Below are 4,509 nucleotides of genomic sequence, written 5' to 3'. Positions count from 1 at the left end.
GCTGTCGCTGAAACCAGCCGTTTGGCCAGGGTCGCACCCTGTCAGATGCAAATGGCGGCAACCATGCTAGGTTTCCGGAAGGTGCCGATGGGGAAACATCGATGAAGCGGCCACTTGAAGCATCGGCTGAGGGACGCGGCCGTATCGTCGGGATCACCGATGGCGTATTCGCCATCGCGCTCACCCTGATCGTTCTCGAAATCAGGGTGCCGGCGCACGAGGCGATCCATTCCGAACGCGAGCTGCTCGCCGCGATCGCCGCCCTGGCGCCGCGTTTCCTGACCTACGCCTTGAGCTTCCTGACGCTGACCATCTTCTGGTTTGGCCAGCAGGCGCAGCATGGTCTGATCGCCAAATCCGATCGACGGCTTGCCACGCTGAACCTTTGCTTTCTCGCCTTCATCGCCTTGCTGCCCTTCTCGACCGATCTTCTGGCCGACTTCCTCGAGTTCAGAACCGCGGTGCTGGTCTACTGGCTCAATCTGCTGGCGCTCGGCGTCACGCTGTTCGCGAGCTGGCGTTATGCGGAGAAAAGCGGCTTCGTAGCAGAGGATGTCGATGCGGAAACCAAACGCACGGTCTATCTGCGCATCATCAAGGCACAGATCCTGTGGGCGGTCGGCGCCGCACTCTCGCTTGTCAGTCCCTTGCTCGGCGTCGGCTTCATCCTGGTCGTGCAGTTGGTCTATGCCGCCGCGCTTCGCGGTTCACTGCTGCGCAAGGTTATCGGCTGAGGGCCCGCCGACAAACTCCACCGTCACGCCCGGCGAAACCAATTTGGCCAGCTCCCGCGCATCCCAGTTGGTCAGGCGTACGCAGCCATGGCTCTCGGTCTTGCCGATCTTCGACGGATCGGGCGTGCCGTGGATGCCGTAGGTCGGCTTATCCAGGGCGATCCAGACCGAACCGACGGGACCGTTCGGGCCCGGCGGAATGGTCAGGACCTTGTCGTTTTGACCCTGCTTGAAATTGATGCTGGGATTGTAGGTGTAGTTCGGATCGAGCGCCACGCGCGACACCGTGTGTATGCCGGACGGTGACGGCGTATCCGACGAGCCGATGGTTGCGGGATAGGCCGCGACCAGTTTGCCGCCGGCGTCATAGGCGAAAACCTCTTTCTTGTCCTTGTCGGCGACGATACGCGCCACCGGCGTCGAAACCAGCCTGCCGAAATTGGCGACCTTGATGATCGTGCCGGGACGATTGAAATCGACCTCCGGGTTGAGCGCCTTGAGATAATTCTCGTCCATGTGAAAGCGCTCCGCGAGCGCCTCGGTCACCGACGTATAACCCATGCGGTCGAGTTGCGCCTTCTGGCTGTAGTCTTCCGGGATCGACGCGACATAAGGACCGGCCGCGTCCTCCGCTGTGATCGTGTAATTGGCGAAGGCATCGCCGCCGGATTGCGCAAGTGCCGCCTGGATGGCGACCGCGTCGGTCGATCGCAGATTGGCGCCGGTGATCTGGTTGTAGGCGGCGAGCGCCTTGTCGACATTCGAACCGAAACGCCCGTCGATGACGCCAGGCGAAGCGCCACCCCGGTCGAGCAGCACCTGAAGGGCGGCGACATCCTGGCGCGCTCCCAGCGAAAGTGCCGGGGCAACGGTGGTCTTGTCGCCGGCCTTTGGCGGCAGAGCCGCCTGATCGGCGGGTGTCGTCGGCTGGGCAGGGTCTATCGCGGCCTCGTTCAGCGGCTGGCGCTTGATTGTACCCGGCTTAGCCGGCTGCGGCGCGTCGGGATAATTGTCGTCGTAATTGCCATCGTCCTGCGGCGCCGGCGGGTAGGCTTCGGCGGAATTGTCCCCATAGGGATCGTACTCATCTGCCGGCGGCGGGATAACGCGGCCTTCCTCTTCCAACTGCTTGCGCCGGAACCGCGCCATGTCTTCCGGATCGTCGAGATAGTAGCGGTCGTCGCCTTCGGGGGCGCGGCCCAGTTCGCGCAGTCGTGTCTCGCGGCGCAAGGCGCGGCGGTCGAGCCGGGTCTGCGGCGGCTGGATGGCGATGACCTTGCCGGTATCGGCATCGACGATCACGCGGTTGCCCCTGGCGTCGTAGTAGATGTCGAGATTACCGTCCTGGGCGACAAGGATGCCCCCGGTATCGGCAGCGCGGACAACCCTTGGCGCATTGTCCGTCGTCGGCGCGGCGAACGCCCCGGAAGACACAAGCCCGGCGGCTAGCGCCGAGAGGGCAAAGATCGTGCGGAACATGGTGGCCAAATTCTCCGGTCCGTAAATTTGCCGCCGCCGGCATTGTCTTCTGGCGAACCCCTTCGCCAGCAAACCAGTTACACCATCCTATGGTTCCAACATGAACCGGGCATGAAGATGGCGGTTTTCCGGCGCCTCAAGGAATATAGGCTAGCTTTCGGCAAGTCCCAATTCCTTGCGCGCCTGCCTGGTAAGCTTCAGGGCGACAAGGCGATGGCTCTCGCGCAGATAGTCCTTCAGCGCGGCATCATCCATGCTCTGGCTTGTCCGACGCTGGATCCATGTCATGCCGCGCGAGGCAAGATAGGGTGCGGGCCGTAGCCCCGGCTGTTCCTTGAGCACATCATAGGCGATATCGGAACATTTGAAGGTGACGAAGAGCTGCTGGCCATCGTCCCAGCCGCCGATCGCGAAGACCTTGGCCCCCACCTTCCAAACATGGGCGCCACCCCACTGGACGACATGGGTCGTCGAAGGCAGCGAGTCGCAGAAGCTGTTGTAGTCGTCCAGTGTCATCCCCACCCCACGTTTTATATGAAAACGCCGCGCGTCCAGGAAGGACGCGCGGCGCAGGATCAGGCTGCCGCTTCCGCCGCGACGATCGTCGGTTTGGAGCGGAAATTCAGCCGGTCGGAACCGGCTGTCACCTTGACGGTCGAGCCGTCGAGGATGTCGCCGAGCAGGATCTTCTCCGCCAGTGGGTCCTGCAATTCCTTCTGCATCACCCGCTTCAGCGGCCGCGCGCCATAGGCCGGGTCGTAGCCCTTGGCCGCCAGCCAATCCACCGCCTCCTGGTCCAGCGATAGCGTGATCTTGCGGTCGACAAGCAGGCTCTCGAGCCGCTTGAGCTGGATCTCGACGATGCGGCCCATATCCTGCCGGCGCAGCCGGTGGAACAGGATCACCTCGTCGACGCGGTTGAGGAACTCCGGCCGGAACGATGCCCTGACGACGTTCATCACCTCGTCGCGCACCAGATCGACATCCTGGTCCTCGGTGAGGTTGACGAGATATTCGGCGCCGAGGTTCGACGTCATGATGATCAGCGTGTTGCGGAAGTCGACCGTGCGGCCCTGGCCGTCGGTCAGGCGGCCGTCGTCGAGCACCTGCAAAAGCACGTTGAACACATCCGGATGCGCCTTCTCGATCTCGTCGAACAGCACGACCTGATAGGGCCGGCGCCGCACCGCTTCGGTCAGCGCGCCGCCTTCCTCATAGCCGACATAGCCGGGAGGCGCGCCGATCAGCCGGGCGACCGAGTGCTTTTCCATGAACTCCGACATATCGATGCGCACCATGGCGCTCTCGTCGTCGAACAGAAAGCTCGCCAGCGCCTTGGTCAGCTCGGTCTTGCCGACACCCGTCGGTCCGAGGAACATGAACGAGCCGATCGGCCGGTTCGGATCCTGCAGGCCCGCGCGGGCGCGCCGCACCGCTTTCGACACAGCTTGCACCGCCTCGCCCTGGCCAACGACGCGCTTGCCGATCTCGTCTTCCATGCGCAGCAGCTTGTCGCGCTCGCCCTGCAGCATCTTGTCGACCGGAATGCCGGTCCAGCGCGAGACGATATGGGCGACGTGGTCGGGGGTAACCACCTCTTCGACCATGCCGGCTTTGCCGTCCTGGGCCTCGGCCTCCTTCAGCTTCTTTTCCAATTCCGGAATCTTGCCATAGGCAAGCTCGCCGGCGCGCTGGAATTCACCCTTGCGCTGAGCAATGGCAAGGTCGTTGCGCGCCTCGTCGAGCTGCTTCTTCAGGTCGGCGGCGAGCCCGAGCTTCTGCTTCTCGGCCTGCCACTTGGCGGTGATCTCGGTCGATTCCTCCTCAAGGCCGACGAGTTCCTTTTCCAGGCGGGCGAGCCGGTCCTTCGAAGCATCGTCCGTCTCGACCTTCAGCGCCTCGCGCTCGATCTTGAGCTGCATGATGCGGCGATCGATCTCGTCCAGCGCCTCGGGCTTGGAATCGACCTGCATGCGCAGCCGCGATGCGGCTTCGTCGACCAGGTCGATCGCCTTGTCCGGCAGGAAGCGATCGGCGATGTAGCGGTTGGACAGCGTCGCCGCCGCCACCAGCGCTGAATCCGAAATGCGCACCTTGTGGTGCTGCTCGTATTTCTCCTTCAGGCCGCGCAGGATCGAAACGGTGTCTTCCACCGTCGGCTCGTCGACGAAAACCGGCTGGAAGCGCCGGGCAAGGGCTGCATCCTTCTCGACATGCTTGCGATACTCGTCGAGCGTGGTGGCGCCGACGCAGTGCAGCTCGCCGCGCGCCAGCGCCGGCTTCAACAGGTTGGACG

Annotated in this window: 4 protein-coding genes; 1 reads left to right on the top strand and 3 read right to left on the bottom strand. The window is 63.5% G+C overall.

Annotated elements, in window-relative coordinates:
- Positions 1-101: 101 nt before the first annotated feature.
- Entirely contained in the window at positions 102-734 is a 633-nt protein-coding gene (locus ENZ75_RS22235) for a TMEM175 family protein (RefSeq protein ID WP_063169065.1), read from the top strand.
- Here the strand turns inward: ENZ75_RS22235 and ENZ75_RS22230 are convergent.
- The 3 genes from ENZ75_RS22230 to ENZ75_RS22220 all read right to left on the bottom strand — a co-directional run.
- The gene (locus ENZ75_RS22230; protein ID WP_013529466.1) at positions 708-2,213 is read right to left on the bottom strand and encodes a L,D-transpeptidase family protein; all 1,506 of its coding nucleotides are present in this window, start codon (positions 2,211-2,213) and stop codon (positions 708-710) included. The two genes, ENZ75_RS22235 and ENZ75_RS22230, sit on opposite strands and share 27 nt — an antisense overlap.
- A 150-nt stretch (positions 2,214-2,363) precedes the next feature.
- Positions 2,364-2,729, bottom strand: a complete 366-nt coding sequence (locus ENZ75_RS22225; protein WP_013529465.1) for an MmcQ/YjbR family DNA-binding protein — start codon at positions 2,727-2,729, stop codon at positions 2,364-2,366.
- A 59-nt stretch (positions 2,730-2,788) separates the two neighbouring features.
- Positions 2,789-4,509, bottom strand: a 1,721-nt coding sequence (locus tag ENZ75_RS22220; RefSeq protein WP_128278318.1) for an AAA family ATPase, incomplete at its 5' end; no start/stop codon positions are given.

The sequence above is a fragment of the Mesorhizobium sp. M7A.F.Ca.CA.002.04.1.1 genome, assembly GCF_004022805.1.
Classification (GTDB): domain Bacteria; phylum Pseudomonadota; class Alphaproteobacteria; order Rhizobiales; family Rhizobiaceae; genus Mesorhizobium; species Mesorhizobium ciceri.
This window is presented reverse-complemented; position numbering and strand designations above follow the sequence as displayed.